This window comes from Dactylosporangium sp. NPDC005572, from assembly GCF_040605515.1.
GTDB lineage: Bacteria > Actinomycetota > Actinomycetes > Mycobacteriales > Micromonosporaceae > Dactylosporangium.
On sequence record NZ_JBEXCY010000468.1, the window covers coordinates 1 to 1,447 of the forward strand.

Genomic DNA, 1,447 nt, shown 5'->3' on the forward strand with positions numbered 1-1,447 from the left:
CCCTGCCCCAACCGGAGGCAGGTAACCACCGCTCCATCAAAGCGGGGGAAGCTCAGGTCGACCGGTCCGCGCGTTACAGCAGAAGGCAAGACACCGGCTCGCCTAACCCGCGTGCTGATCTGTTTGCAGCGCCCCGGGCTTCTTGGCGAAGCTGGCCAACCTGCCGACCGGTGTGTCGAGGAACGACGTGGCCGGGACTACCGCCATTCGGCCAGCAGCGCGGACACGGGCGTGGCTGCACCGGTGCAGGAGACGAGTCGCCGCAGGCCAACAAGGGGGCAATACATGGCAGACCAGTCGTATTCTTGGCCAACAACACCGGCATCGGTGCAACACGAGCGTGGTCTGGCGGCGGTGGTCCTCCTCCGGTCTCGTTGGCCAGCAGTTCCCCTGTGACAGAGCTGCCATCTGTTGACTGTCGAGTGGTCTTTGACGGTTGTTGAGTGCTGTTGACGCCTCGCCGGCGTTGCGGGCTCAAGAGTGTGTCGTAGCCCTCGTCGAGGCCTGACTCGTGGACTCGGCTGGGTGTGGGGGTACGACGCTGCAGACGTACCGCTTTGCGCTGGATGTCGCCCCAGGGGCAGCAGCGTTCGGTGCTCGCGTATGCGGGAGCGGCCCGCCGGGCGTACAAATGGTCGTCCGCCTGGGTGAAGGCGGTCCTCGATCAACGGGAGGCGGAACGTTCCTACGGTGTCGCGGACGATCTACTGACTGCGGCGATCGGCTGGTCGCTGCCAGCGCTGCGCAGAGCGTGGATTGCGGAGAAAGACGCGGTCGCGCCGTGGCGGGTTGAGGCGTCCAAGGAGCGTTCAACACCGGTTTGGATGCTTTGGCCCGCGGCTTGAAGCACTGGCCGGACTCCCGCCGTGGCACCCGCGCCGGCGCGCCAGGTCAGCCGCCGGGTCGGGATTCCCCGATTCAAGTCCAGGCACCAGTCGACGCCGAGCGGGCGGTTCACCACCGGTGCGATCAGGGCGGAGCTGGATACAGAGGTTGAACCGTCAGGTTTAGGGTCAGGCCGGCGCGGCGTGTCGGCGTGACCGTGGTCGATGGGTGGCGTATCTGGTTCGGGTGCGTTATCCCGATGGTGGTGGGCTGACGGCCGAGGGCCGGGCCCGACGTGAGGCAGTCCGGTTGCAGGCGGCGGCGTTGTTCGCGCAGGACGTGCCGGTGCCGGAGATCGCCAGGCGGCTTCGGGTGTCGCACAACGCGGTGTACGTGTGGCGGCGGCGGTGGCTGGCCGACGGTGCGGCCGGCCTGGCGTCGAAGGGCCCGTCCGGTACCGGCTGCCGTCTGTCTGAGGCCCAGCTCGATGCCCTCGCGGCCGCGCTGGACGAGGGTCCTGCCGCGCACGGCTACATCGAGGACCAACGCTGGACCCTGGACCGGGTTGCCGAGCTGATCGCTCGGCTGTTCCGGCAGCGGTACACCCTGCGCGGGGTGTCGT

General features: G+C 68.1%; 1 protein-coding gene. It reads left to right on the forward strand.

The genetic code is table 11. The features are described from left to right. Nucleotides 1-1,071: 1,071 nt before the first annotated feature. Nucleotides 1,072-1,447, forward strand: a 376-nt coding sequence (locus ABZS66_RS61710) for a helix-turn-helix domain-containing protein (protein ID WP_354774296.1), incomplete at its 3' end; no start/stop codon positions are given.